Origin of the sequence: Azospirillum lipoferum 4B, assembly GCF_000283655.1 — a bacterium.
GTDB lineage: Bacteria > Pseudomonadota > Alphaproteobacteria > Azospirillales > Azospirillaceae > Azospirillum > Azospirillum lipoferum_C.
Window position 1 is genome coordinate 176,105 of the sequence record NC_016587.1, and the last position, 23,739, is coordinate 199,843.

At 67.6% G+C, this 23,739-nt stretch carries 20 protein-coding genes; 6 read left to right on the forward strand and 14 right to left on the reverse strand.

Going from position 1 to position 23,739, the window contains the following annotated elements:
- Window positions 1-11 precede the first annotated feature (11 nt).
- Window positions 12-2,369 (reverse strand): mechanosensitive ion channel family protein, encoded by a 2,358-nt coding sequence (locus tag AZOLI_RS25040; RefSeq protein ID WP_014189429.1) that lies wholly within the window; start codon window positions 2,367-2,369, stop codon window positions 12-14.
- A 233-nt stretch (window positions 2,370-2,602) separates the two neighbouring features.
- Between AZOLI_RS25040 and AZOLI_RS25045 the strand changes: the two genes are divergently transcribed.
- From AZOLI_RS25045 to AZOLI_RS25055, 3 genes are all read left to right on the forward strand, one after another.
- Window positions 2,603-3,304 (forward strand): GntR family transcriptional regulator, encoded by a 702-nt coding sequence (locus AZOLI_RS25045; RefSeq protein WP_014189430.1) that lies wholly within the window; start codon window positions 2,603-2,605, stop codon window positions 3,302-3,304.
- Between the two features lie 127 nt (window positions 3,305-3,431).
- Entirely contained in the window at window positions 3,432-4,469 is a 1,038-nt protein-coding gene (locus AZOLI_RS25050; protein ID WP_014189431.1) for a phosphotransferase, read from the forward strand.
- A gap of 6 nt (window positions 4,470-4,475) precedes the next feature.
- Complete coding sequence (locus AZOLI_RS25055) at window positions 4,476-5,792, forward strand: aspartate aminotransferase family protein (RefSeq protein ID WP_014189432.1); 1,317 nt, start codon at window positions 4,476-4,478, stop codon at window positions 5,790-5,792.
- 96 nt (window positions 5,793-5,888) lie between these two features.
- On the opposite strand, the gene AZOLI_RS25060 is transcribed toward AZOLI_RS25055, so the two are convergent.
- On the reverse strand, window positions 5,889-6,782 hold the full coding sequence (locus AZOLI_RS25060) for a hypothetical protein (protein ID WP_044553132.1): 894 nt from the start codon (window positions 6,780-6,782) through the stop codon (window positions 5,889-5,891).
- Between the two features lie 216 nt (window positions 6,783-6,998).
- A complete protein-coding gene (locus tag AZOLI_RS25065) occupies window positions 6,999-8,669 on the reverse strand; it encodes a VTT domain-containing protein (protein WP_244442665.1) in 1,671 nt (556 codons plus the stop codon).
- 322 nt (window positions 8,670-8,991) lie between these two features.
- On the opposite strand from AZOLI_RS25065, the gene AZOLI_RS25070 reads away from it, so the two are divergent.
- Window positions 8,992-10,170, forward strand: coding sequence for an acyl-CoA dehydrogenase (locus AZOLI_RS25070; RefSeq protein ID WP_014189436.1), 1,179 nt, complete (start codon window positions 8,992-8,994; stop codon window positions 10,168-10,170).
- A 168-nt stretch (window positions 10,171-10,338) separates the two neighbouring features.
- Here the strand turns inward: AZOLI_RS25070 and AZOLI_RS25075 are convergent, their stop codons facing one another.
- From AZOLI_RS25075 to ald, 7 genes are all read right to left on the reverse strand, one after another.
- Window positions 10,339-12,024 (reverse strand): methyl-accepting chemotaxis protein, encoded by a 1,686-nt coding sequence (locus tag AZOLI_RS25075; RefSeq protein ID WP_014189437.1) that lies wholly within the window; start codon window positions 12,022-12,024, stop codon window positions 10,339-10,341.
- 333 nt (window positions 12,025-12,357) lie between these two features.
- Complete coding sequence (locus AZOLI_RS25080; protein ID WP_014189438.1) at window positions 12,358-12,711, reverse strand: DUF6867 family protein; 354 nt, start codon at window positions 12,709-12,711, stop codon at window positions 12,358-12,360.
- Window position 12,712: 1 nt separating this feature from the next.
- Window positions 12,713-13,423 (reverse strand): ABC transporter ATP-binding protein, encoded by a 711-nt coding sequence (locus tag AZOLI_RS25085; protein ID WP_014189439.1) that lies wholly within the window; start codon window positions 13,421-13,423, stop codon window positions 12,713-12,715.
- Window positions 13,424-13,426: 3 nt separating this feature from the next.
- A complete protein-coding gene (locus tag AZOLI_RS25090) occupies window positions 13,427-14,311 on the reverse strand; it encodes an ABC transporter ATP-binding protein (RefSeq protein WP_014189440.1) in 885 nt (294 codons plus the stop codon).
- Window positions 14,312-14,322: 11 nt separating this feature from the next.
- A complete protein-coding gene (gene livM, locus AZOLI_RS25095) occupies window positions 14,323-15,813 on the reverse strand; it encodes a high-affinity branched-chain amino acid ABC transporter permease LivM (RefSeq protein ID WP_014189441.1) in 1,491 nt (496 codons plus the stop codon).
- A 5-nt stretch (window positions 15,814-15,818) separates the two neighbouring features.
- Window positions 15,819-16,724 (reverse strand): ABC transporter permease subunit, encoded by a 906-nt coding sequence (locus tag AZOLI_RS25100; RefSeq protein WP_014189442.1) that lies wholly within the window; start codon window positions 16,722-16,724, stop codon window positions 15,819-15,821.
- A 780-nt stretch (window positions 16,725-17,504) separates the two neighbouring features.
- Window positions 17,505-18,626, reverse strand: a complete 1,122-nt coding sequence (ald, locus tag AZOLI_RS25105) for an alanine dehydrogenase (protein ID WP_014189445.1) — start codon at window positions 18,624-18,626, stop codon at window positions 17,505-17,507.
- Window positions 18,627-18,832: 206 nt separating this feature from the next.
- Between ald and AZOLI_RS25110 the strand changes: the two genes are divergently transcribed.
- On the forward strand, window positions 18,833-19,309 hold the full coding sequence (locus AZOLI_RS25110) for an Lrp/AsnC family transcriptional regulator (RefSeq protein ID WP_014189447.1): 477 nt from the start codon (window positions 18,833-18,835) through the stop codon (window positions 19,307-19,309).
- Between the two features lie 15 nt (window positions 19,310-19,324).
- Here the strand turns inward: AZOLI_RS25110 and AZOLI_RS25115 are convergent, their stop codons facing one another.
- Window positions 19,325-19,726 carry a tautomerase family protein gene (locus AZOLI_RS25115; protein WP_014189448.1) on the reverse strand — a complete coding sequence of 134 codons (402 nt, stop codon included), beginning with the start codon at window positions 19,724-19,726 and terminating at the stop codon, window positions 19,325-19,327.
- 97 nt (window positions 19,727-19,823) lie between these two features.
- Between AZOLI_RS25115 and AZOLI_RS25120 the strand changes: the two genes are divergently transcribed.
- Window positions 19,824-20,714, forward strand: coding sequence for a LysR substrate-binding domain-containing protein (locus tag AZOLI_RS25120; RefSeq protein WP_014189449.1), 891 nt, complete (start codon window positions 19,824-19,826; stop codon window positions 20,712-20,714).
- Between the two features lie 13 nt (window positions 20,715-20,727).
- Here the strand turns inward: AZOLI_RS25120 and AZOLI_RS25125 are convergent, their stop codons facing one another.
- From AZOLI_RS25125 to AZOLI_RS25135, 3 genes are all read right to left on the reverse strand, one after another.
- Window positions 20,728-21,915 carry a DNA polymerase IV gene (locus AZOLI_RS25125; RefSeq protein ID WP_014189450.1) on the reverse strand — a complete coding sequence of 396 codons (1,188 nt, stop codon included), beginning with the start codon at window positions 21,913-21,915 and terminating at the stop codon, window positions 20,728-20,730.
- A 117-nt stretch (window positions 21,916-22,032) separates the two neighbouring features.
- Window positions 22,033-22,587, reverse strand: a complete 555-nt coding sequence (locus tag AZOLI_RS25130; protein ID WP_081506018.1) for a DUF2335 domain-containing protein — start codon at window positions 22,585-22,587, stop codon at window positions 22,033-22,035.
- Between the two features lie 427 nt (window positions 22,588-23,014).
- Window positions 23,015-23,710 carry a LuxR C-terminal-related transcriptional regulator gene (locus AZOLI_RS25135; protein WP_014189452.1) on the reverse strand — a complete coding sequence of 232 codons (696 nt, stop codon included), beginning with the start codon at window positions 23,708-23,710 and terminating at the stop codon, window positions 23,015-23,017.
- Window positions 23,711-23,739: the final 29 nt, after the last annotated feature.

Here is a 23,739-nt window from a genome sequence, read left to right on the forward strand (position 1 = left end):
CGTCTTCCGGGTCAGCGGCGGCCGACCGCAGCATCGGGCTCCAGCGCGTCCTCGCCGAGCGTGTGCAGGACGGCGCCGGATGCCAGGTTCCGCGCCTCTTCCCGTGACATGCTTCCAATCGGGCCGCCGGTGGGGGCGCCGGTGGGGCCGGCCGCCGTCGCCTCGCCGGCGAAGCGGACCGTCACCTCGCGGTGGGCGAAGCGGATACCCTCCCGCTGGAACAGGGCGTGCAGTTCCTGGAACACCCGCCGGCGGATATCCCACTGGTCGCCCGGCCGGGTCATGAACTTGACGCGGAGGATCATCGCCGAATCCTCCATCTGGATGACGCCCTGCGACTTCAGCGGCTGCAGGAACTTCGGCCCCAGCTCCGGATCCTCGAGCAGCGTCTGCCCGAGCTGCTTGATGTGCTTGCGGAGTTTCTCGACATCGGTGTCGTAGGTGATGCGCAACGGCAGCTTCATGATGACCCAGTCGCGCGAGTAGTTGGTCAGCTGGTGGATCTCGCCGAAGGGGACGGTGTGCAGCGGGCCGCGATGGTGGCGGAGCTGCATCGACCGCACGGAGATCTTCTCCACCGTGCCGCAGATCGACCCGATCTCGATGTATTCGCCCTTGCGGAAGGCGTCGTCGATCAGGAAGAAGGCGCCGGAGAAGATGTCGCGGATCAGCGTCTGCGCGCCGAAGCCGATGGCGATGCCGACGATGCCGGCCCCGGCGAACAGCGGCGCGATGTTGACCCCGAGATCCATCAGCACGCTGATCAGGACCGTGCCGACGATCGACAGCAGGATGACGTTGCGCACCAGCGGCAGCAGGGTCGCCAGCCGGCTGGACGAGCCGCCCCCGCCCCCTTCGTCGCCGGGAACGGTGCCGGCCACCGGCCCCTCCTCGGCGATCCGGCGGTCGATCCCGATGCGGACGGCATGGTAGGCGACATAGCCGATCAGGCAGACCGTCATGATGCCGATGAGCCGGTCGGCGGCATCGCCATGCATGCGCGGGACGTTCCACACCGACAGGGTCACCGCCACCCCGGCGACGGCGGCGAGGATGCCCGCCACCCGCCGGGCCAGCGCCTCGTAGCTGTCGAGGGTCGCGGCGCGCGGGGCATCCCGGACTTCGCCGTCGGCATCCTGCGGACCGTCCCCACCTTCGTCCTGGCTTTCATCCAGCGGCCGCCACAAGGTCCGCCGCTGGTGGACCAGCCATTCGGTCGCGTAGGTGACGGCGGCGTAGACGCCGAGGATTGCGCCGGCGACCGCATAGGCGCCGACCAGCATCGGCAGCTCGGTCGGCCAGCGCAGGATGAGGCGGTTGACCATCGCCACCCAGGCATAGGCGAAATAAGCCACCACCACCGGAAACCACAGGCGCAGGGTCAGCCGTTCGAGCGCGGCGACCGTTCCGGCCGGGCGTTCGGCAAGGAAGGCGCGCTCCACCGTCCGCCGGTTGACGTAGAGCGCGCCGAGCGTCGTCAGCACGGTCAGCAGGCCGAACAGCGCGACCAGCACCGCATGCGGGTCGTAGGGCATCCCCAGCGCCTCCAGCCAGATGGAGCCGGTGATCAGGGCGACGCCGAGGGCTCCGCTGACGGTCAGGTCGCGCCGCATCCGGCAGATGGCCGAGGCCAGCCCGTCGTCCGCCGCGGCGCCCGGGGGCAGCACCAGCCGCCAGAACAGGGCGATGGCCCAGACCAGCAGATAGCTGGAACCGGTGAGGATGACGGTCTTCTCGGTCAGCGGCGCCGGGTCGGGGATCAGCGCGGTGGCAATGGCGAATCCGATCAGGCTGGCGAGGATCATGCCGACCAGCGTCAGCAGCGCGCGGGCCGCCAGATGGGGGAAGCGGGCCGCCAGCGCCGAACCGCCCGGTCCGGGCGCGCGCGGGCGCGGCAGAAGGCGCCGGGCGACCGGCCGCTCGAAGACGATGTGCTGCACCGCGTGGCCGACTGCCATCACGGCGAGGGTCAGGCCGACGATCCGCAGGAAATGGCCGGGGTCTCCGGTCGGGCTTCCGGCGGTCAGGGCCTTCGCGACGGCCGACGGGATCTCGGGCGCGGCGCGCAGCCGCTTGGCCAGCTTGCCGCGGAACCCGGCCATGCGGCCCTGTCCCTCGCTGAGGATCGTCATCATCATGCCGTCGGCCGCACCCGCGGCAGCGGGGGGCGTGGCAGCGGGAGGCGCGGCAGAAGAGGGTGCCGGAGCGGCGGGCGTCGCCTGGATGGCCGGTGCGGGCGTCGATGCCGCTTGAGCTGATGCCGCGGCCGGCAGCAGCGCCAGCAGCAGAAGCAGCACGGCGGTCCTGAGCCGGACCGGCCACCGGAGACGCCAGGGGAAGGCGCGGGCGAAAAGCGAGGCGGTCGGCATGGCGTGATATCGCTAAGCTGGCGTCGGGCCCCGCCAGAGTAGCGCAGATCGTGCCTCCGTGAAGCGTCTCCTGAAATCCGGCGGCCGAACCGGCTCAACTGCTGGCGCGTCGCAACGCCGTGGATCGCCTGACGATGGCCTTCAAGCCGATGGGGCCGTCTTGACCCTCGGTCATCCTTGCGTCATGATGATGCATCATACAGCGAATGGCGGCCGGGCGCGGAAGGCAGACGATGAGCGGGTTCGACCTCACCCTTCTCGATCACGACAATCTCGGCAGCACGATCTATCAGAAGCTGTGCGAGGCGCTGATGAAGGGGGCGTTCAAGCCGAACGACCGTCTGAAGATCCGCGATCTGGCCGAACGGCTGGGGACCAGCGTCACGCCGGTGCGCGACGCCATCCTGCGGCTGGTGCAGGATCAGGCCCTGGTGTTGCGCTCGCCACGCGACATCCGCGTTCCGATGCTGACCCGCGCCGCCTATCTGGAGATCCGCGACATCCGCGTCAGCCTGGAGGGGATGGCCGCCGCCCGCGCCGCCGGGAAGGCCACGCCGGCCCAGATCGCGGCGCTGGAAAGCCTGCTGGCGCGCAACGAGGACGCGATGGCCGCCGGCAACACCGCGCTGGCAACCGAACTCAACCAGATCTTCCACTTCAAGCTGGCGGAGATCGCGGACATGCCGGTGCTCGGCGACATCCTGCGGCGGCTGTGGCTGCAGATGGGACCGTTGATCGCCGACGTCTATGGCGGGGCCGGGCGCACGATGATCGACCATCATTACCCGCTGATGGACGCCATCCGCCGCCACGACGGCCCGGCCGCCGCCATCGCCATCCAGGCCGACATCCTGCTGGCCAGCGGCCCGATCCTGGAGCGGATCGACGCGGAGATCCCCGCCCCAGCGCCGGCCCCTGCCGCGCTCGTCTCCTGATCCCGCCGCCAGTCTGCCTGTTTTCACCTCCGCCTGTTTTCATGTCCGCCAGTTGCCGAGCCCCGGTCCGCCGATGACGATGATGCATCAAACATTGAACGCCTCGAACCTCAAGGAGACATCGGCCATGACATCCGGTGACGTTCTGACCACCGTCGCGCCGCCGATCTCCCCGGAGGCCGCCGCCGCCATGATGCAGCGGTGGTTCGGGGTGACCGGCACCATCCGCGAATTGAGCAGCGAGCGCGACCGCAACTTCCACATCGCCGCCGCCGAAGGGCAGGGCTATGTGCTGAAGTTCACCAACCCGGCGGAACCGCAGCCCGTCACCAGCTTCCAGACCGGGGCGATGCAGCATGTCGCCGCGCGCGACCCGTCCCTGCCGGTGCCGCGGGTGGTGCCGACCCTGGATGGCGAGGCGCAGGCGATTGTCCGCATCGACGGACAGGCCATGGTGCTGCGGCTGCTGACCTATCTGGAGGGCACGCCGCTCCATGCGGCGCCGGCCTCACCGGGGCAGATGCGGGCGCTGGGGACGGTGCTGGCACGGCTGGATCTGGCGCTGGCCGACTACGCGCATCCCGGCTCGGAACGTGACCTGCTGTGGGACATCACGCGCACCGCCAGCGTCGCCGACCGGCTGCATTATCTGCCCGACGGCCCGCGCCGCCGGATGGTGGAGCGCTTCGTCGCCCGCTTCGCCGAGCGGGTGGCGCCGCGGCTGTCCGCGCTGCGGCATCAGGTGATCCACAACGACCTCAACCCGCACAACGCGGTGGTCGATCCGGTCGGGCACGAGACGGTCACCGGCATCATCGATTTCGGCGACGCGCTGAAGGCGCCGCTGGTCAACGATCTGGCGACGGCGCTGGCCTACCATGTCACCAGCGGCGAGACGCCCTTCGGCTCGCTGGTCGAGATGACCCGCGCCTACAATGCCGTGCTGCCGCTGACGCCGGAGGAGGTGGAGCTGCTGCCCGATCTGGTGGCGGCCCGGCTGGCGCTGACCATCGGCATCACCGGCTGGCGGGCTGCCGAATATCCTGACAACGCCCCCTACATCCTGCGGAATTCCGAGCGCGCCTATGCCGGCCTGGAAAAGCTGACCGGCGACGAGGCCGCCACCGCGCACCGCCTGCTCCATCTCGCCTGCCAGAGAGTGTGACCCGTCATGACCATGATCAACGCCTACGCGCCCGACTCCGCCGGATCCCTGCCGGAGCGCGAGCGCGCCCTGATCGCCCGCCGCGAGAGGCTGCTCGGCCCGGCCTACCGGCTGTTCTACGCCGACCCGATCCATGTGGTGCGGGGGGAGGGCTCCTACCTCTATGACGCCGACGGCAACCGCTATCTGGACGCCTACAACAACGTCGCCTCGGTCGGCCATTCGCGGCCGGAGGTGGTGGAGGCGATGGCAAAGCAGGCGGCCGTGCTGAACACCCACACGCGCTACCTGACCGACGGCATCCTCGACTTCGCCGAAGCCTTCCTGGCGGAGTTCCCGGCCGAACTGTCGCACCTGATGCTGACCTGCACCGGCAGCGAGGCCAACGACCTGGCGCTGCGCGTCGCCCGCGTCCACACCGGCGGCACCGGCGTCGTCATCGCCCACAACGCCTATCACGGCGTCACCTCGGCGCTGGCGGAGATGTCGCCCTCGCTGGGGGCCGCGGTGAAGCTGGGCGACCATGTCCGCGTGGTGCCGGCGCCCGACAGCCACCGCATCCGGGAGGCGGAGGTCGGCGCCGCCTTCGCCCGCTCGGTGGAGGCGGCCATCGCCGATCTGCGCGAGAAGGGCATCGCCCCGGCGGCGCTGCTGGTCGACACCATCTTTTCCAGCAGCGGCGTCTTCACCGATCCGGCCGGCTTCCTCGCCCCGGCGGTGGAGGCGATGCGCAAAGCCGGCGGTCTCTTCATCGCCGACGAGGTGCAGCCCGGCTTCGGCCGGCTCGGCACCCACATGTGGGGCTTCGCCCGCCACGGGTTGGTGCCCGACATCGTGACGGTCGGCAAGCCGATGGGCAACGGCCACCCGGTGGCGGGGGCGATCTTCCGGCCCGAGGTGATCGAGGCGTTCGGCAAGAGCCAGCGCTATTTCAACACCTTCGGCGGCAACCCGGTCTCCTGCGCCGTGGCGCTGGCCGTGCTGCGCGTCATCAAGACGGAGCGGTTGCAGGAGAACGCCCTGGCCGTCGGCACGCAGATGATCGAGGGCCTGCGCGCGCTGGCCGCCAAGCATGACCTGATCGGCGACGTGCGCGGCAGCGGTCTGTTCATCGGCGTCGAGATGGTGCGCGACCGCAAGCTGAAGACGCCGGCACCGGAGGAGACCGCCCGCGTGGTGAACGACATGCGCCGGCGCCGGGTGCTGATCAGCGCCACCGGGCAGGAGGGGCACATCCTGAAGATCCGCCCGCCCCTGGTGTTCTCCTCCGACGATGCCACGCTGTTCCTCGCCACGCTGGACGAGGTGTTGGCGGCGCTGTGATCCGGGCCGGCCACGGGTGCGGCCGCCCGGTGGCTGCACAAGAGAATGGCCGGAAGCGGCCGGCGGCATCCTGACGGGTCCGCCGGCCGTTACGCCTCAGCCAGCGGCGATGGCGGTGGCGTAGTCGCCCAAATCGTAGCCTTCATAGGGAAGCGCCGCGGTTGCCCACAGCGAAGCCCCTTGCGACTTCCAGCCCTGCATGTCGGACGTCGCCTGCGACGGCGTGACGTTGGGGGGCGCGGTGGTGTCGCAGGAGAAGATCGGCCAAATGAAGGAGGACGCATCGGCGACGCCGGTTCCGGACTCCGCCGCGACGGCCTTCACCCATGCCGTGGGATCGTTCCCGGTGCCGCCGGCATAGATTTGCAGATTGAAACCGACCACGGGCTGGGTGTGCAGGGCCGAGTAAACAGTCGACAGGGACGAAATCCAGGGGGAAACAGCCTGATTTCGTGCCGGCAAATGCTGGAACGGACAGAACGTGAATTTGCAGTTGAATTCATTGTAGAACGCGATGGTCATGTTCGAGACGAGGGTGTGAAGATCCCCTTCGGCCTGCTCGAAATCGAGATCGAAGCCGGCGAAATTGGCGCCTTCGATGCCCTCGATGGCCGCGATGATGGCCTTGAAGTTGCTGAATAGCGTCGTCTTGTTGTCGGCAGGGCCTTCGAGGATGTCGTTGATGTTGGTGAAGGCATTCGAACCCCAGCCGCCGATGGAAAGCCAGACCCGCTGACAGCTTCCCTGTTTGACGCCGGCGCTGACAATTGGGGTGATGATGTCGGATGTGCCCTGCTGTACAACCCCATCGGAGGCCAGAACAGGGCCGGTCAGACCGAAATTGATGTCCGCACTGCTGCTGCTGTTCACATTCAGGCTGAAGATGATGTAGTCGGTGGTTCCGCTGTTCGGGATCTGCTTCAGCGCATTTTGCAGCCCGCTTTCCTGGTCCAGGCTGTTGAAATAGGCACCATTCATCAGCATCGCCATTTATACCCCCCTGAGAGAGATGGAATACAACCCTTGATGAGCGATATATGGGTTGCGTCCATACTATGAGAGAGTTCCTCAAGAACTTCTTGCAATAAATTGCAATATTTTGTAGCGACCTATTCTATTACGTGCATATGAAGGAATAAGAAAAGCCGGCCGGACAGGTCGCGCGGGCCGGCCTGCGATTGCGGGCGGGGCGATCCCGCCGCCCGGTCAGTTGGAGGCGGGATAGAGCGGAAGCAGGGTCTGCTGGCGGCGCTGGTAGCTGATCAGCTCCCAGGCCGTCAGCGGCCTGGCACCGTGCGCCCGGCAGGCGTCGGCGACCTCGAACATCAGCGCCTGCTGGTGGAACAGGGTGGCGTAGGCGTCGGCCAGCCGGAACTCCGGATCCCACATGTGGATGGCCTCGGCGCCCGCTCCGTTCACCTCGATGATGCGGAAATCCTCGCCCACCGCCAGCCGCTCCACCGAGGCGAAGCGCACGTCGAAGCGGCCGAAATGGAAGCCCGGCATCTGGTCGGCGATCTCGTCGAAGCGCGCGGTCAGCGTCGCGGTGACATGGCCGCAGGCATCCTTGTAGAGCCCGCCGACCCGGCTGCTGCCGACCAGCGACAGCCGCACCGTGCGGCCGGCCTCCGGCACCTCGTCCAGCCGGTCGGCCAGCGCCTCGTGGTGCAGGCCGGCCTTCCAGGCGGCGCGCGGGTCGGCGGCGATCAGGTCGCGCAGGCTGGAGCGGCCGTCGCCCACCACATGCGGGTAATAGCGGAAGGTCATGGAGAAGATGCGGCCGTGCCGCTCCCCCGGCTTGCGGACATAGAAGATGCCGGCCTCGCCCGCGTAATCCACATGCTCCTGCAGGATCACCCGCGCTTCGGCCGGGAAGCCGGCGAGATAGGCGTGCAGGTCGGCGCAATCGCGCACCAGCCGCACGCCGATGCCGCGCCAGCCGATGTCCGGCTTGGCGACCAGCGGGAAGGACAGGCCGGCGCCGGACGCCAGCCGATCGAGCGCCGCCGGGGTCAGCGACGGCCGGTTGACCAGCGCGACGGAGCGCGCGGCCCAATGCCGGGCCGCCGGGCCGATCAGGTCCATGCAGGCGATCTTCGATTCGCCCAGCAGCCCGCCGGCCTCGATGGATGGGTTGGCGGCGGTCGGCAGGCTCAGGCTGCGGTGGCGGATGCCCAGCGCGAACCACTGGACCACCAGCGGGATGTAGAACAGCAGCGGCGGAATGCGCTCCGCCCAGCCGATGGTGGGGGCACCGGCCGGCACCACCGGCAGGCCGGGCAGGGCGATGGCGCGCGGCGTCGGGCTGCCGTGCAGCGCGTCGCGCAGGCCGCGGGGCAGATGCGGCTCCGCCGTCTTCCGGATGCGGGCGAACAGGCTGCCGGCGACGGACCGGGCGCGCCGCGTGCGCAGAAGCACCAGCAGGGCCGCGCAGCCGATGCCGATCACCTGCACCTGGATCGCCGCAGCCTCCAGCGACGAGGTCATCAGCGTCAGCAGAAGCCCGACATGCACCCCCGCCGTCACCAGCGTGATGACGATGAAGCGCAGGAACGGCACCCGCATCACGCCGCAGGCGAAATAGGTCGGGAACAGGACGCCCGGAACAAGCCGGCAAGTCACCAGCGTCGGCAGCAGGTTCTTCTGCAATGCCGTGCGGCAGCGCTCAAGCATCGCGCCCTCGGTCCGCCGCCGGATCCAATTGACCCGCAGCGACAACAGGCCGAGGACATAAATGAACAGGTCGCCGACAACAATCCCGCACAGCAACGTGACGGCGGTGACGCCGATGCTGACGGTACCGACGCTGACCAGACTGGCTCCAACCGCAATTGCAACGTCTTCGTGCAGAAGCGTAAGGAAGGCAAGGCCCAGCAAAAGAGGGAATCCGGCAAGGGCGGTTATTGGTTGCAGTGCAGAAAACACGGGCGGGATGTCCGATGGATGAATGGCGGTCAGGGTGCCATCGGCAAAATTGCATAGGTAATCGTAAGCATCACGTTAAAACTTTTGTGGAACCGATTGGATTACGGACTGTTGCTCTTTGTCCATATCGAAAAGTTATGACCAAGATAGAAAATATGTGTTTGCAGGTATGGCGCCAGCACGGCACAGTGCGGTTCAATCAATGACCGGCCACTCGGCAGCTGGCCGGTAACCGGCGGACCAGCCGCCACACGACACGACCAGGAGACGCACCGTGCAGAGCATCCAGTGGGACGACGCCTTCCTCCTTGAAGCCCAGCTGACCGAGGATGAGAAGCTGGTGCGCGACAGCGCCCGCGCCTACTGCCAGGACCGGCTGCAGCCCCGCGTCATCTCCGCCTTCCGCGAGGAACGCTTCGACCGCGAGATCATGAGCGAGATGGGCGAGCTGGGCCTGCTGGGTCCGACCATCCCGGAGGAGTATGGCGGGCCGGGCGTCAGCCACGTCGCCTACGGGCTGGTCGCCCGTGAGGTGGAGCGGGTGGACAGCGGCTATCGCTCCGCCATGTCGGTGCAGTCCTCGCTGGTCATGCACCCGATCTACGCCTATGGCAGCGAGGAGCAGAAGAAGAAGTGGCTGCCGCGGCTGGCCACCGGCGAACTGGTCGGCTGCTTCGGCCTGACCGAGCCGGACCACGGCTCCGATCCCGGCGGCATGAAGACCCGCGCCACCAAGGTCGATGGCGGCTATCTGCTGTCGGGCTCCAAGATGTGGATCACCAACTCCCCCATCGCCGACCTCGCCGTCGTCTGGGCGAAGTCGGACGCCCATGACAACAAGATCAAGGGCTTCGTGGTGGAGCGCGGGACCAAGGGCTTCTCCACCCCGAAGATCGAGGGCAAGCTGTCGCTGCGCGCCTCGGTCACCGGCGAGATCGTGCTGGACGAGGCCTTTGTGCCCGACGAGAACCTGCTGCCCAACGTGTCGGGCCTGGGCGGTCCGTTCGGCTGCCTGAACAAGGCGCGCTACGGCATCGCCTGGGGCGTGATGGGGGCCGCCGAGTTCTGCTGGCACGCCGCCCGCCAGTACACGCTGGACCGCAAGCAGTTCGGCCGTCCGCTGGCCCAGACCCAGCTGGTCCAGAAGAAGCTGGCCGACATGATGACGGAGATCGCGCTGGGCCTGCAGGCTGCCTTGCGCGTCGGCCGCATGATGGACGACGGCAGCTGGTCGCCGGAGGCGATTTCGCTGATCAAGCGCAACAACTGCGGCAAGGCGCTGGACATCGCCCGCGTCGCCCGCGACATGCACGGCGGCAACGGCATCTCCGAGGAGTTCCAGGTCATCCGCCATATGGTGAATCTGGAGACGGTGAACACCTACGAAGGCACCCACGACGTCCACGCCCTGATCCTGGGCCGGGCGCAGACGGGCCTGCAGGCGTTCTCGTAAGGTCTTGAGAAACCCCTCTCCCGCCCCGGGAGAGGGAGGGGCCCACCGTGAAGCGGTGGGAGGGTGAGGGGTGAACCGAGAATCGGTGTGGTTGCGGATTCTCGGACTACCCCTCACCCTCCCCACTCCGTGGGTCCCCTCCCTCTCCCAGGGCGGGAGAGGGTGTTTTCAAGCCGCCTTCACATCCCCCGTCGCCTGCTGGCGCACCTCGGTCAGGAAGCGCTCCACCTCGGCCGCCAGTGCGCGGGTCTGGCCGGACAGGCCGCGGGCGGCGTCCTGCACGCCCAGCGCGGTGCTGCCGGCGCTTTCCGCCGTGTGGGCCAGCGCGGCGATGGTCGCAGACACGTCCTGGGTGCCCAGCGCCGCCATCTCCACCGCCCGCGCGATTTCCCGCGTGGCGGCGTTCTGTTCCTGCACCGACTGGGTGATGGTGCCGGAAATGCCGTCGATCTCGGTGATGGTGCTGCCGATGGCGCCGATGGCGTCGGCCGCCTCGCGCGTCACCGACTGCATGGCGTTCACCTGGGCGGCGATCTCGTCGGTGGCCTTGGCGGTCTGGTCGGCCAGCCCCTTTACCTCGGTCGCCACGACTGCAAAGCCTTTTCCGGCCTCCCCGGCACGCGCGGCCTCGATGGTGGCGTTCAGCGCCAGCAGGTTGGTCTGCTTGGCGATGGCGTGGATCAGCCCGACCACCTGGCCGATGCGCTCGGCATTGGCGATCAGCCCCTGGACGGTGGCGTTGGTGCGGTCGGTGTGGGACACCGCCTCCCCGGCGATGCGGGCGGAATGGCCGACCTGCTCGGAAATCCCGCCGATGGAGCTGGCGAGTTCGGTCGCCGCGGCGGCGGCGGAGCGGACGTTGGACTGGATGTCGTCGGATTCGCGGGCGACGTTGCGGGTCTGGCTCGACGCCTCGCCCACCACCATGGCCATGCGGTCGGCGCTGTCGGCCATGCCGGATGCGGACTCGGCGATGCCCTCGACCAGACGCTTCACCGTGCCCTGGAAACGGTCGGCAAGGTCGAGCAGGGCGGCACGCTTGGCCTCCTCCGCCTTGGCGTCGGCTTCGGCCTGGGCTGTGTGCATGCGCTCGATGGCGCGGGCGTTGTCGCGGAAGACGGTGACGGAACCGGCCATGGCGCCGATCTCGTCGGAGCGGGCGGTGCCGGGCACCTCGACCGACGTGTCGCCGCCGGCAAGCCTTGCCATCGCCGCCGACATGGCGCGCAGCGGGCGGATGACGATGCGGCCGAGCAGGACGTTCAGCAGGGCGATCTGCACCACCAGCGCGATCAGGCAGATGGCGATCTGGTTGCGCATCTGGGTGGCGATGGCGTCGATCTGCTGATCCAGGCTCCAGGCGATCTGCAGGGCGCCGACCAGCCGGTTGCTCTTTCCGGTCACCACCGGCACCGTCACCACGATGTGGCCGTTGGCGGAGCGGGTCTGCGCCCCCTTGCCGGCCAGCACCGCCTCGACCAGATCCTGATCGGCCTTCAGGTCGTATCTGGCGAAGCGCTGGTTGGAGAAGTCGGCCAGCGTTCCCGATGCGGTCGCGGCGCGCAGCGAGGCCAGTTGCACCTCGCTGCTTGCGGCCAGAGGCATGAACTCCGTCTCGATGGAGGCGCCGTCGCCGGCGACGAAGCTGGTCTTGGTGGCATTGGCCAGCATGTCCGTCTTGACGCGGGCGTCATGCGTCGCCAGCCGCACCGCGTCGTCATACTGCATCTTGGCCTGCAGCCCCATGATGACGATGAAGCCGCCGACGATGGCCGCGACGAAGGCCGCCGTCACCTTGCGCCCGACGCTCCAGAACCGCCGCGACCGGGATGCGGCCGCCTTGTCCACTGCCATGCTCTTGCCCCTTCCCATGCCGCCTTCGCTTGCCTCCGATCGCCGACCGACAGGGCACGACGACGCGTCGCCGGCAGGGCCGGCGTTCTTTGGCAAAGCGTCAACGAATTGCAAAATTTAAATGGTATTGTAACAGCATATCATGGTCTGCACCATGATCTTCATCTCTGACTTTCGGAAGATTGCCAGTTGTCATGGCAATCCCAAAGTCGCGGCCCAGATCGGGCAAAGTGAAGGCGCCGCCGTCGCTTGGACAAAGCGGCGCCTTTTCGTGCCGGGACTTTCACAAATCCGACTTCAGTTCTTCTTCGGCTGTGCTTTGACGGAGCCGCTTCAGCCGCGGACCGGTTTGCGCTCCCGCCAGCCGAACGGCCCGGCAGTCTCATAGAGCCACGGATACTGGTTGACCATGCGCCGGGCGATGGCGATGCGATGCGCCGTCAGCGTGATCAGCCCGATCACCACGGTGTGGACGATGAAGCCCCACAGCGACAGCAGCTGCTCGCCGAACAGGCCCCAGGCCAGGAAGCGGTCGCCCAGCCCCAGCAGAAGCGAATAGGCCAGCACGTTCGACACCGGCTTCCAGCCCTCCGCCAGGGTCTGGCCGGTCAGCACGCCGCAGCCGCCGAACACCAGAACCGTCAGGAACACGAAGACCGGAACCGAAGAGCCAAGGATCGTTTCCATCTCAATGGCCCCCTTCCAGATAAGCCGCGCGAACCTCCGGGTCGGCCAGAAGCTGCGCACCCGTCCCCGTCATCGTGATCTTGCCCGTCACCATCACATAGGCCCGGTGCGCCAGCTTCAGCGCGTGGAACGCGTTCTGCTCCACCATGAACACCGTCATCTTCTGTTCCCGGTTGATCTCCTGGATCACCTGGAAGATCTGCTTCACGATCAGCGGCGCCAGACCCAGGCTGGGCTCGTCCAGCAGCAGCAACCGCGGCTGGCTCATCAGCGCACGCCCGATCGCCAGCATCTGCTGCTCGCCGCCCGACATCGTGCCGGCGCGCTGGTTGATGCGCTCCTTCAGCCGCGGGAACAGGGTCAGCACCCGCTCCAGCTCGCGCTCGAAGCTGCCGGGCTGGGCGACGATGGAGCCCATCTGCAGGTTCTCCAGCACCGTCATCCGCGGGAAGATGCGACGGCCTTCGGGAGACTGCGCGATGCCGCGCCGCACGATCTCGTGGGTGGGGAGGTCGGTGATGTCCTCGCCCTCGAAGAACACCCGGCCCTGGCGCGCCCGCGGACTGCCGCAGATCGTCATCAGCAGCGTCGACTTGCCCGCCCCGTTGGCGCCGATCAGCGAGACGATCTCGCCGGCGCCGATCTCGATGTCGATGCCCTTCAGCGCCTCGATGGCACCGTAGAAGGTGTGGACGCCCGATACCTTCAACATGGCTCAGGCCCCCTTCTGCGCGTTTTGCGGCATATGCAGGTCGGCGGCGACCTCCGGCGGCAGGGCCTCGTCCTCGTCCTCGCCCAGATAGGCGCGGATCACCGCCGGGTCGTTCTTCACATGCTCCGGGTCGCCGTCGGAAATCTTCCGGCCATAGTCCAGCACCACCACATGGTCGGAAATGCGCATCACCACGCTCATGTCATGCTCGATCAGCAGCACGCCGGTCCGGTGACCCTGCGGCGTCTGCACATCGCGGATGAAGGTCAGGATCTCGGCCAGCTCCGCCGATTCGCGCGGGTTCAGGCCGGCCGCCGGCTCGTCCAGGCACAGCAGCACCGGCTCCGTGCACATGGCCCGCGCGATCTCCAGCCGGCGCTGGGCGCCATAGGGCAGGTTGCCGGCTTCCCAGTCGGCGAACTCGGTCAGCCGCACCCGCTCCAGCCAGTATTTCGCCAGCTCCACCGCCTCATGCTCGGCCTTGCGGTAGCTGGGGAAGCCCAGCAGCCCGCCGATGGCGAAGGTCGAGGCGCGCATCAGCTTGTTGTGCTGGGCGACGATCAGGTTCTCCAGAACGCTCATGCCGCTGAACAGCCGGATGTTCTGGAAGGTGCGCGCCACGCCGGCCAGCTGGGCGATGCGGTAGCCCGGCATCCGCTCCAGCAGGAACTCCTTGCCGGTGGGATGGCGCAGCGTCAGCCGCCCCACCGTGGGGGTGTAGAAGCCGGTGACGCAGTTGAACAGCGTCGTCTTGCCGGCGCCGTTCGGGCCGATCAGCGCGGTGATCTCGCCCGCCCGCGCCTCGAACGACACGTCGTTGTTCGCCACCAGACCGCCGAAGCGCATGGTCAGGTGTTCGACGGTCAGAAGGGGCTTGTCAGTGCTCATCGGTGCGGCGCTCATTTCGCGGCTCCCGTCGCGGCCGGATTCTTGCCGCCATGCAGGAGGATGGTCGGGTCGCGGTGGGCCAGCAGGCCGCGCGGACGCCACAGCATGATCACCACCATGCCGGCGCCGAAGGCCAGCATGCGGTAGTCGGCCAGCTCGCGGAACGCTTCCGGCAGGCCGATCACCAGCAGCGTGGCCACCACCACGCCGATCTGGCTGCCCATGCCGCCCAGCACCACGATGGCCAGGATGATCGCCGACTCGATGAAGGTGAAGCTCTCCGGGCTGATGAAGCCCTGCCGCGTGGCGAAGAAGGAGCCGGCGAAGCCGCCGAACATCGCGGCGATCGCAAAGGCCGCCAGCTTCATGTTGGTGCGGTTGATGCCCAAGGACGCGCAGGCGATGTCGTCCTCGCGCAGGGCCTCCCACGCCCGGCCCAGCGGCAGCTTGCGCACCCGCAGCGTGAACAGGTTCACCACCAGGGCGAGCGCCAGGATGAGGTAGTAGAGGAAGATGATGCGGTGCAGCGGCGAGAATTCCAGCCCGAACATCTCGTGGAAGGCGGCCATGCCCTCGGCCGGGCTGCGGGAGAAATCGGCGATGCCGAAGAAGCTCGGCCGCGGAATGCCGGAGATGCCGTTGGGGCCGCCGGTGAACTGGTACCAGTTGACCAGGATGATGCGGATGATCTCGCCGAAGCCCAAGGTCACGATGGCGAAATAGTCGCCGCGCAGCCGCAGCACCGGGAAGCCCAGCAGCACGCCGGAGATGGCGGCCAGCACGCCCGCCAGCGGCAGGCAGACCCAGAAGCTGAGCCCGAAGTAATGCGCCAGCAGCGCGTAGGAATAGGCGCCCACCGCATAGAAGGCGACATAGCCGAGGTCGAGCAGGCCGGCCAACCCGACGACGATGTTCAGGCCCCAGCCCAGCATGATGTAGGTCAGCAGCAGGATGCCGATGTCCAGGATCATGCGGTCGGCCAGCGGGGTGAAGGGCAGCACGACGGCAAACGCCACGGCGACCGGGCCGATGTAGCGGCTGGCGTGCTGCACCTTGGCCGCGACGCGGTCCATGCGCTTGTCGCGGTCGGCCTGGGACAGCTTGGAGCGGCCGGTGGCGACGGTCATGGCGGCACGGATGGCGATGACGCCGCCGCCCAGCACCAGCACCAGGCGCAGCACCTGGGTCGGCATCGGCAGCAGCAGCCCGATGCCGGCGCAGACCAGCGCCAGGATCAGCACCGGCAGCGCCATGCCCTGGCGGATCAGCCCGAGCCCGAGGCGGCCGAAGAAGACCAGCAGCAGCGAGGCGACGACCTCCTCCGGCCGGGCTTCGATGCCGAGCCCGGTGGGGCGGTCGACGGTGCGCAGGCCCACCAGCGGAACGGTCAGCAGCAGGGCGACGAAGGCGGCGAGCCCGGCGTCCTTGACGGTGGCGGCCCAGTCGACGCCGCGGGTGGCGGCACGCCCGGAGGACGAGACGGTGTTGGAGTGCATGGTCATGGCGCTTACACCTTCTCGATCTCGGGCCGGCCGAGCAGGCCGGTGGGCCGGAAGATCAGGACGAGGACGAGGATGGAGAAGGTTGCGACGTCCTTCCATTCGGAGCCGACATAGCCGGACCAGAAGGCCTCGATCAGGCCGATGACCACGCCGCCGAGCATGGCGCCGGGCAGCGAACCGACCCCGCCGAGCACGGCGGCGGTGAAGCTTTTCACGCCCGCCAGGAAGCCGATGTAGAAATCGATGACGCCATAGATCAGCAGCACCATCATGCCGGCGACGGCGGCGAGCGCGGCGCCCATGACGAAGGTCAGCGAGATGACGCGGTCGACGTTGACGCCGAGCAGCCCGGCCATCTTCTTGTCCTGCTCGCAGGCGCGCTGGGCGCGGCCGAGCGAGGTGCGGTTGATCAGCATGGTGAAGCCGACCATCAGGACCAGGGTGATGACGATGGTGGCGAGGCGCACGTAGCTGACGGAGACGGCGCCGTCCATCATGGTGAGGTTGCCGGGCAGGATGGGCTGCAGCGGCTTGGAGCGGGCGCCCTGGAGGAGCTGGATGTAGTTCTGCAGGAAGATCGACATGCCGATGGCGGAGATCAGCGGCGCCAGCCGCGGCGAGGAGCGCAGCGGCCGGTAGGCGATCCGCTCCACCGTCCAGCCATAGACGCTGGTGAACAGCATGGAGGCGAGCAGCATGACCAGAAGCGCCAAAGGCACCCAGGTGATGCCCAGCGCGCCGATGGCCAGGAAGGTGATCAGCGCCACGAAGGAGCCGATCATGTAAATCTCGCCATGGGCGAAGTTGATCATACCGATGATGCCGTACACCATCGTGTAGCCGATCGCGATCAGGCCGTAAATCGCCCCAAGCGACAAGCCGTTGATCAATTGCTGTATGAAATAATCCATCAGGCGCTCTTCTCCCACTCTCCCAGATCACCGTGTAGGCAGGCACTCGAAAAAAACTGGATTGAGCCGTGTGCGGCGGCGGAGTTCCGATCCGGATGAACGGGGGAGAACATCCAGGACCGAGGCAGGGGACGCTTGGAACCCCGCCGCCGCACCCGGTTCTTGCCGAAGCCCCGCCGGATGCGGGATCCGGCGGGGCTTCGGTCAAAGGCGGACTGGGGGACCCCTGCGGGTCTGCATGCGGAGGACCGGAACGGTCCGGCGGCCCGGAACCGGGCCGGCGACCATCGGGACGAGCGGCGACGTCGACCGGACGCGCGACGCTGTCATTCGGACGCGCGACACTGTCGCTGGGGCGCGGTCCCGCACCCGGGCGGCATTCCGTCGTTCGGCCATGGTCAAAAGCTCCCACTTGCGCGGCACGGCTTGCGGCCGTGGCGTCCCCACCGGCATCGCTGCCGGGCAAACCTGTTGTGAATCGGCCGGAATGGACGGAACGGCCGCCCAGCCCGGCCCAGTCGGCGAAAGGCGCCGAGCCTTACCCTGTTCTATTCTGTTCTTGGCCTCTCACCCCGGCACTTGGGTGCCGGTGGCGGATGCTACCCTTTTTCTTGTCACAGACAGGTAAAGCAACTTGATCCGTAGACGCAACACTCTCTTTTCTGTGGCGAGAAAAAACAACATTCCTCGCGCCGCCACCGTCGATTTCAGAACGAAATTTCTGGAAATCCTATTCCCGGCAAATTTCGTTCAGTTCTTTGTCAACAGCTGTTCACATGGTCAGCCGACGAGGTTGCGGGGGTCGGTGAAGGGCTGCCCCAGGGCGTCGGCGACCGCCTCGTAGGTCAATTGACCGGCATGGACATTCAGCCCCGCCAGCAGGTGCGGATCCTCGGCCAGCGCCCGCTTCCACCCCTTGCCGGCCAGCGCCTGGACGAAGGGCAGGGTGGCGTGGTTCAGCGCCTCGGTGCTGGTGCGGGCGACGGCGCCCGGCATGTTGGCGACGCAGTAATGCACCACGCCGTCCACCACATAGGTCGGGTCGGAATGGGTGGTGGCGTGGCTGGTCTCGAAACAGCCGCCCTGGTCGATGGCGACGTCCACCAGAACCGATCCGCGGCGCATGCCGGCCAGCTGGTCGCGGCGCACCAGCTTCGGCGCTGCCGCCCCCGGCACCAGCACGGCGCCGACCACCAGATCGCTGTCGGCGACCAGCCGGTCGAGCGTGTCGGCCGAGGCGTAGACGGTCTTCAGCCGCGGCCCGAACAAATCGTCGAGCTGGGCCAGCCGGGGCATGGAACGGTCGGCGATGGTCACGTCGGCACCCAGCCCCATCGCCATGCGGGCGGCGTTGGCGCCGACCACCCCGCCGCCGATGACCAGCACCTTGCCGGGCAGCACGCCGGGCACGCCGCCCAGCAGGATGCCGGAGCCGCCGTTGCTCTTCTGCAAGGCGACGGCACCGACCTGGATCGCCATGCGGCCGGCGATCTCCGACATCGGCGCCAGCAGCGGCAGGCGCCCGGCGCGGTCGGTGACGGTCTCATAGGCGATGGCGGTGCAGCCGCTTTCCATCAGCAGCCGGGCCTGCTCCGGATCGGGGGCGAGGTGCAGGTAGGTGAACAGCACCTGATCCGGCCGTAGCCTGCGACATTCCGCCGGCTGCGGTTCCTTCACCTTCACGATAAGGTCGGCCTTTGCGAACACCTCTTCGGCGGACCCGGCGATCTCGGCACCCGCCGCGCGGTAGGCTTCGTCGGAGAAGCCGATCTCGGCCCCGGCGCCGCTCTGGATCAGCAGGGCATGGCCCTCCGCCGCCAGTTCGCGGACCGATGCCGGCGTCAGCCCGACACGGTACTCGTGGTTCTTGATTTCCTTGGGCACGCCGATGCGCGTGACCATGCGAGAAGTGACCATGAGAGTTCTCCCCGATGCGAACCCCCGTCGAACCCGATCTGGTGTCACTGGAAACCATCGGTCAGGCGGATTGTCTCGGATGGGCCACTATACGTCCGTCCGAGCGGGTGAATCTCTGCAAAGCCTTGCATGAATCCCCCATAGTGTGGTGGAGCTTTCGCATGATCCGCCACGTCTTCGAATAAAGTTGCATGCACGCCCTGGACGCCCTGGACCACAAGATCCTGCGCCTTCTCCGCAAGGACGGCCGGATGAGCAACGCCAAGCTGGCGGCGGAGGTCGGGCTGTCGCCATCGGCCTGCCTGCGCCGCCTGCACATGCTGGAGCATTCCGGCGTGATCCGCGGCTATACCGCCATCATCGAGACGGCGGACGAGGAGCGGTCGGTCACCGTCATCGTCCAGATCACGCTGGAACGCCAGACCGACGAGTATTTGCGCCGCTTCGACGCTGCCGTCCGCCGCTGCCCGGAGGTGCGGGAATGTTACCTGCTGTCGGGCAGTTCGGATTATCTGCTGCGGGTGGTGGCGCAGGACCCGGCCGATTACGACCGCATCTACAAGGACTCGCTGTCGCGCCTGCCCGGCGTCCAGCGCATCCAGTCCAGCTTCGCCATCCGCAGCGTCGTGCGCCCCGGCAGCCTGCCGGTGGAAGAGCCGGCAGGCTGAGCCGCTCCGCCGGATCTACGCCCTGGTCGCCGCGATGTAGCGATGCTCCTGGGTGAGGCCTCCATAGCCGTAGGCGTCGGCCTGCACCTCATGCACCAGGGCATAGCTTTCCTCGTGCAGAGGCCCGAGTTCCGATTCCATGAAGGCGAACAGGTCGCGCAGGTAGCGGGCCTTCTCGTCCTTCAGGTTGGTGCCGTCCACCACCTTGATGTCGAGCCAGAAGCTGGCCTTGCCATGGTCCGCCAGGCTGCGGCCGCCGACGATCCAATGTTCCGGCGCGGTGTAGTCGACGGTGACGGCGGTGATGTCCGGCCGCTTGCGCAGAATGCCGGCGGTCAGCGCGACGATGCCGTCGGCCAGGCGGCGGGTCAGGTCCGGCGAGGGAGCCGTCGAGACTTTCACGGAGATGATGGGCATGGAACGCCTCCTCGGTTGCGATGGGAGGCAGGGTAGAGCGGCTGTGATGAACAGAAAAACGGGTTTATCGGCATCGATGATGCAGTTAAACTGAAGCATGAGCCGCATCCTGGATCTTGCCCAGCTGCGTTCCTTCCTGCTGATCGCGGAAGGGCGCAGCTTCGCCGAAGCCGCCGAACTGGTCGGACGCTCGCCGTCGGCCGTCAGCCTGCACATCCAGAAGCTGGAGGAGGCGGTGGGTGCCAGCATCCTCCGCCGCAATGCCCGCGGGGTGGAGCCGACGCTGGCCGGGGAGAGGCTGCTGGGCTATGCGCGGCGCCTGCTGGCGCTGAACGACGAGACGCTCGCCGCCTTCCGGCCCTCGCCGCGCCGGTCGCTGCGGATCGGCGTCACCCAGGACATCGCCGAGTCGGTCCTGCCCGCTCTGTTGCGCCGCTTCGCCGGCGAGCATCCGGAGGCCGAGTTGATCCTGCGCATCGACCGGTCGCTGGCGGTGATCGAGGCGGTGCAGGCCGGCGGCCTCGACGTCGCCGTCGCCCTGCACCGCGACACGCCGGACAATCTCGGCACGGTGGCGGAGGAACCGATGCTGTGGATCGGGTCTGCGGATTGGCGCGACCGCATGCTGGATGCCGGGGGACTGGATGCCGGGGGATCGGATGGAGGGAGGCCGGCGGTGCCGCTTGCCCTGTTCGAGCCGCCCTGCAGCTTCCGCACGGCCGCTCTCGACGCCCTGTCCGCCAGTGGCCTGCCCCACCGGATCGCGGTGACCAGCCCCAGCCTTGCCGGGCTGCGCGCCGCGGCGGAGGCCGGTGTCGGGCTGACCGTCCGCACCCGCCACAGCCTGACGGGACCGCTGCTCTGCGATGTCGGCAGGGCGCTGTCCCTGCCGCCGCTGCCGACCGCAGCCTTCTGTCTCTATGCCCGCCGCGACGAGGCGTGGCCGGCGCGCGACGATTTCCTGGAACTCTGCCGGCGGCTGGGCTGAGAAGCCGTCCTTCTCACCCGAACAGGTCGAGTTCCGGATCGGGCGCGGTTTCCGGGTGGGTGAGGTCGGTGCAGCCGATGCCGATCAGGCGGAAGGCGCGGCCGTCCACCTCGCGTTCCAGCAGGGCGATGCCGGCGGCGAGGATCGTCTCGGCCGAGCGGGTCGGCTCCACCCGGCGGGAGCGGGTCAGCTGCTGGAAATCCTTGGTCTTCAGCTTCAGCACCACGCTGCGGCCCAGCAGCCCTTCGCGCTCCAGCCGGCGGGCGACCTTGTCGGCCAGCGGGCGCAGCTCCTGCGCCAGGGCGGGCAGGGTGGTGACGTCCCAGTCGAAGGTTTCCTCCGACGAGATGCTCTTGCTCGGCGAATCGGGCTGGACCCGGCGGGAATCCTCGCCGCGGGCATAGTTGAACAGCACCCGGCCCATGGCGCCGTAGCGCTTGACCAGCCAATGCTCGTCCTTGTCCTGCAAATCGCCGACGCGGGTGATGCCGTCGGCGAACAGCTTGCGCTCCAGCGCCGGGCCGACGCCCCACAGGATGGTGACCCGCTTGGGCGCCAGGAAGCCCGCCGCCTCCGCCCGGCCCAGCGCGGAGAAGCCGCGCGGCTTGTCGAGGTCCGAGGCGATCTTCGCCAGCAGCTTGTTGTAGCTGAGGCCGATGGAGGCGGTGATGCGCAGCTCCTGCTCGAAGCGGCGGACGATCTCCACCAGCGCCTGGGCCGGGCTGATGCTGAGCCGCTCCTCCACGCCGGTGAGGTCGAGATAGGCCTCGTCGATGCTGATCGGCTCCACCAGGGGGGTGAAGGCCTCCATGATCGCGCGGGCCCGATGGCCGACCTCTTTGTACTTGGCGATGTCCGGGCGGATGATTGTGGCGTCGGGGCAGCGGTCCAGCGCCTCGCGGATCGTCATGGCGGAGCGGACGCCCGACATCCGCGCGACATAGCAGCAGGCGGCGACCACCCCGCGATGGTCGTCGCCGCCGACGATCACCGGCCGGCTCGCCAGTTCCGGCCGGTCGCGCTTCTCCACCGTGGCATAGAAGCTGTCGCAGTCGATGTGGCCGATGGACAGGCTGTGCAGCTCCGCATGGCGGAACAGCCGCCGGCTGCCGCATTTCGGGCAGCGCGTGACGTCACCCGATCCTGCGCTTGATGGGGCGGCGGCGCAGTCGCGGCAGACGCTGGGCGGGGGCGCGGTCATTTGCACTGGCACTCTGGCTTCAGGTGCAGAAGGGCCACTTTATCAAAGGGCGGATGCCGCGGCCAGGGGTAAGCACATATAGTGAACGGAGCGTGGTGCGCCAGAGCACCTGACTGTTCACTTCCTGCGTTTGCCGTCCGCAACTTGGGGAGGCTGGGAGGGGGGCTGACTGCGCCGTGCCTGCTTCCAGGCATTGATGAAGGCCGGAACAAGGCCAAGGGCGCTTGCCCCAACCAGAGCAAGTGCAACCTGCTCATGGCCGGTGACCGCACAGAAGATCGCGCCGATTATCAAGCCGGCAGCTATCAGGAAGCCAAAGCAGAGACCCCAGAATGAATTTCTGGCCTGCGAGTGGATCGCGGTTCTTTCCCAATGGATCTGGTGGTCGAGCTGGCGCTCTGCCATCGATAACATGCGCTCCGCAGCGCCGGGCACGATCTCTTCATATTGTCGAAGCAATGCGGGCGGCGGCATGGGGCCTTCGAAACGCTCATGCCTTTCAAGGATGCTTACGACGGCGGCACTGGCCTCTTCGGCCTTTTCTGGCCCGAGCATTCCTTCAAGGACCTGCTCGATTGTGTTTTCCAACGGCTCTGGAACAGGAAACGCTCCCTGCTGGGCAGAAGGCGCTTTCGTTGAAGCGGTCTTTTGATTTTTTTGATTGGGCATCATGGGGGCGATGGCGTCAGAAGGCCTGCCCGTCCCGTTCACGCCGCATCACTGTGCGAACATGATCTCCAACCGCCCGCCAGCTGCCGCGAATGCCCTCACCGCTGTAGCGCGGTGGGTTGAATTCGGTTGGTCCGAGCAACGTCATCGCACCCAGCCCCATGACGAGACCGGACCAGAATGCGTGGCCAGCTTTCGGTGTCGCCGACGCACGGTCTTCCCGTTGCCTACGATACACGGCTTTCTTGCTGTTCCCCACGACATCCTCCCCGCTCATCGAGCGTCACATCATGCCATGTGCCTCAATGCGTCTCAACGCGTCATAACATGACACGCTATAACAGATGGATGCGCAGGGTGGTTATGGCAATCTGCACGAACATGCTGTCGGCTTGGCGTATGCAAGTTACTTTCAGGCGCCTGCCACTCCTCACCGCAGCACGTTGCCGCCCACCGCCAGCCGGCCGGCGACCACGGCGGCCTGGGTGCGGCTGACCACGTTCAGTTTGCGCAGGATGCTGGAGACATGGACCTTCACCGTCTGCTCCGACACGTTCAGCTCGCCGGCGATCTGCTTGTTCAGCTTGCCGTCGACGATCATGGTCAGGATGCGCAGCTGCTGCGGCGACAGCGAGGCGAAGCGGCGGGCGGATTCTGCCTCGTCGGCTTCGGATGAGGCGGCGGACAGCGGCGGCGCCCAGGTCTCGCCCGACAGGATGGCGCGGATGGCGTCGGCCATCGCCGGCATCGACAATGATTTCGGGATGTAGCCCGAGGCGCCATAGGCCAGCGCCCGGCGGATGGTGTCGGAGTCCTGAAGCGCCGACAGGATGGCGACCGGCACGGTCGGGTGGTGGGCCAGCATCATGAACAGGCCGGCGAAGCCGTGGGTGCCGGGCATGTTGAGGTCGAGCAGCACGAGGTCGATGTCGGCCGGCCGCTGTCCCACCGCGGTCATCACCGAGTCGAGGTCCGGGCATTCGATCACCCGCACCTCCGGCATCGCCTTGCCCAGCGCGTCGCGCAGTGCCGCCTGCACCAGCGGGTGGTCGTCGCCGATGACGATGGTCGTTCCGTCGCCGGCCGTTGCTTCGGTCGCTGCGCCCGCCGCGCTGTCCTCGCCCATGGCCTTCGTATCCCCCCATTCGCGGCCGT

Bases quoted from the DNA above. Each gene is read 5' to 3' on its own strand.
- AZOLI_RS25040 (WP_014189429.1), bottom strand. From the start codon at position 2,369: ATGCCGACCGCCTCGCTTTTCGCCCGCGCCTTCCCCTGGCGTCTCCGG.
- AZOLI_RS25120 (WP_014189449.1), top strand. From the start codon at position 19,824: ATGAGCCGCATCCTGGATCTTGCCCAGCTGCGTTCCTTCCTGCTGATC.
- livM (WP_014189441.1), bottom strand. From the start codon at position 15,813: ATGACCATGCACTCCAACACCGTCTCGTCCTCCGGGCGTGCCGCCACC.
- AZOLI_RS25130 (WP_081506018.1), bottom strand. From the start codon at position 22,587: ATGATGCCCAATCAAAAAAATCAAAAGACCGCTTCAACGAAAGCGCCT.
- AZOLI_RS25135 (WP_014189452.1), bottom strand. From the start codon at position 23,710: ATGGGCGAGGACAGCGCGGCGGGCGCAGCGACCGAAGCAACGGCCGGC.
- AZOLI_RS25090 (WP_014189440.1), bottom strand. From the start codon at position 14,311: ATGAGCACTGACAAGCCCCTTCTGACCGTCGAACACCTGACCATGCGC.
- AZOLI_RS25060 (WP_044553132.1), bottom strand. From the start codon at position 6,782: ATGGCGATGCTGATGAATGGTGCCTATTTCAACAGCCTGGACCAGGAA.
- ald (WP_014189445.1), bottom strand. From the start codon at position 18,626: ATGGTCACGCGCATCGGCGTGCCCAAGGAAATCAAGAACCACGAGTAC.
- AZOLI_RS25115 (WP_014189448.1), bottom strand. From the start codon at position 19,726: ATGCCCATCATCTCCGTGAAAGTCTCGACGGCTCCCTCGCCGGACCTG.
- AZOLI_RS25110 (WP_014189447.1), top strand. From the start codon at position 18,833: ATGCACGCCCTGGACGCCCTGGACCACAAGATCCTGCGCCTTCTCCGC.
- AZOLI_RS25100 (WP_014189442.1), bottom strand. From the start codon at position 16,724: ATGGATTATTTCATACAGCAATTGATCAACGGCTTGTCGCTTGGGGCG.
- AZOLI_RS25055 (WP_014189432.1), top strand. From the start codon at position 4,476: ATGACCATGATCAACGCCTACGCGCCCGACTCCGCCGGATCCCTGCCG.
- AZOLI_RS25080 (WP_014189438.1), bottom strand. From the start codon at position 12,711: ATGGAAACGATCCTTGGCTCTTCGGTTCCGGTCTTCGTGTTCCTGACG.
- AZOLI_RS25125 (WP_014189450.1), bottom strand. From the start codon at position 21,915: ATGACCGCGCCCCCGCCCAGCGTCTGCCGCGACTGCGCCGCCGCCCCA.
- AZOLI_RS25045 (WP_014189430.1), top strand. From the start codon at position 2,603: ATGAGCGGGTTCGACCTCACCCTTCTCGATCACGACAATCTCGGCAGC.
- AZOLI_RS25085 (WP_014189439.1), bottom strand. From the start codon at position 13,423: ATGTTGAAGGTATCGGGCGTCCACACCTTCTACGGTGCCATCGAGGCG.
- AZOLI_RS25050 (WP_014189431.1), top strand. From the start codon at position 3,432: ATGACATCCGGTGACGTTCTGACCACCGTCGCGCCGCCGATCTCCCCG.
- AZOLI_RS25075 (WP_014189437.1), bottom strand. From the start codon at position 12,024: ATGGCAGTGGACAAGGCGGCCGCATCCCGGTCGCGGCGGTTCTGGAGC.